The organism is Intrasporangium chromatireducens Q5-1, assembly GCF_000576575.1.
GTDB lineage: Bacteria > Actinomycetota > Actinomycetes > Actinomycetales > Dermatophilaceae > Intrasporangium_A > Intrasporangium_A chromatireducens.
Genome location: NZ_AWQS01000456.1, coordinates 1 through 1,501, shown reverse-complemented (window position 1 = coordinate 1,501; position 1,501 = coordinate 1). Strand labels below are relative to the sequence as shown.

Here is a 1,501-nt window from a genome sequence, read left to right as displayed (position 1 = left end):
CACGGCGCCTACGTCAACCTCGGCATCGGCCAACCGACCCTCGTGTCGAACTACCTGGCGCCCGACAGCGGCGTCACCCTCCACACCGAGAACGGCATGCTCGGCATGGGGCCCGAGGCCCGCGGCGACGAGGTCGACCTGGACCTGCTCAACGCCGGCAAGATCCCGGTGACCGAGCTGCCCGGAGCGTCGTACTTCCACCACGCCGACTCGTTCGCGATGATGCGCGGCGGCCACCTCGACATCTGCGTGCTGGGGGCCTACCAGGTCTCGGCCGCGGGCGACCTCGCCAACTGGCACACCGGCGCCCCGGACGCGATCCCGGCCGTCGGCGGTGCGATGGACCTCGCCATCGGCGCGAAGGACACCTTCGTGATGATGAATCTGCTCACCCGGGATGGGCAGAGCAAGCTCGTGTCCGAGTGCACCTACCCGCTCACCGGCGTCGCCTGTGTGAGCCGGGTCTACACCGACCTGGCGGTCTTCCTCATCGAGCCCGAGGGCGTCGTGGTCCGCGACCTGTTCGGCATCGGCTTCGACGAGCTGGCGCAGCTCGTGCCGGTGCCGCTCAAGCAGGCGTGAGCGGGAGCGCCCGGCGCGACGGGACGGTCGAGCGTGTCGCGAGCGTCGAGCGCGACGGGACCGTGGCGGGCGGGGCAGGGCTCGAGCGGACCGACTTCGTCCAGTCGGTCGCCAAGACGCTCGACGTCATCCAGGCGTTCGACGCCGAGCACCGCGACCTGACCCTGTCCGACGTCGCCCGGCGCACCGGGCAGAGCCGGGCCAGCGCGCGCCGGTTCCTGCTCTCGCTCGAGGCGCTCGGCTTCGTCCGCTCCGACAGCGGCCTGTTCAGCCTGACGCCGCGGGTGCTCGCCCTGGGTCATGCCTTCCTGTCCTCGCTGCGGCTTCCGGAGATCGCGGAGCCGCACCTCAAGGCGCTGTCCCAGCGACTCGGCGAGTCGACCTCCGCGTCGGTCTTCGACGGGGACGACGTCGTCTACGTCGCGCGGATACCGGCACGGCGCATCATGTCGGTCGGGATCCGGGTCGGCTCCCGCTTCCCCGCGTACGCGACCTCGATGGGCCGGGTCATGCTCGCCTTCGCGCCCGAGCCTGCACGCGAGGCCTACCTGGCTCGCGTCGGCCTCGAGCCGCTGACGGACCGGACCATCGTGGACGCGGACCGGCTGCGCACCGAGCTGGAGCAGGTGCGGCGGCAGGGCTGGGCCGTCGTCGACCAGGAGCTCGCCATCGGGCTGCGGTCGGTCGCCGCGCCGGTGCGCAACGCCGCCGGCGACGTCATCGCCGCGATCAACGCCTCGACGACGGCGCAACCCGGCTCCGAGCCGATGGACCGGGCGACCATCGACGACCTCGTCGCGACGGCCGATCGGATCTCGGCCGACCTGCGGCACGCCTACCCGGACATGGAGGACGAGCAGCCCCGTTGGGGACAACCGCGCTGAGGCTGCAGCGGCCGGGGCACCCGGAGTTTGCGCTC

At 72.2% G+C, this 1,501-nt stretch carries 2 protein-coding genes; both read left to right on the top strand.

Annotated features, from left to right (window positions below; genetic code table 11):
* On the top strand, positions 1–582 hold a 582-nt coding region (locus N864_RS22185; protein WP_034722670.1), incomplete at its 5' end, for a 3-oxoacid CoA-transferase subunit B.
* Positions 583–644: 62 nt separating this feature from the next.
* The gene (locus N864_RS22180; RefSeq protein ID WP_051518936.1) at positions 645–1,466 is read left to right on the top strand and encodes an IclR family transcriptional regulator domain-containing protein; all 822 of its coding nucleotides are present in this window, start codon (positions 645–647) and stop codon (positions 1,464–1,466) included.
* Positions 1,467–1,501 lie beyond the last annotated feature (35 nt).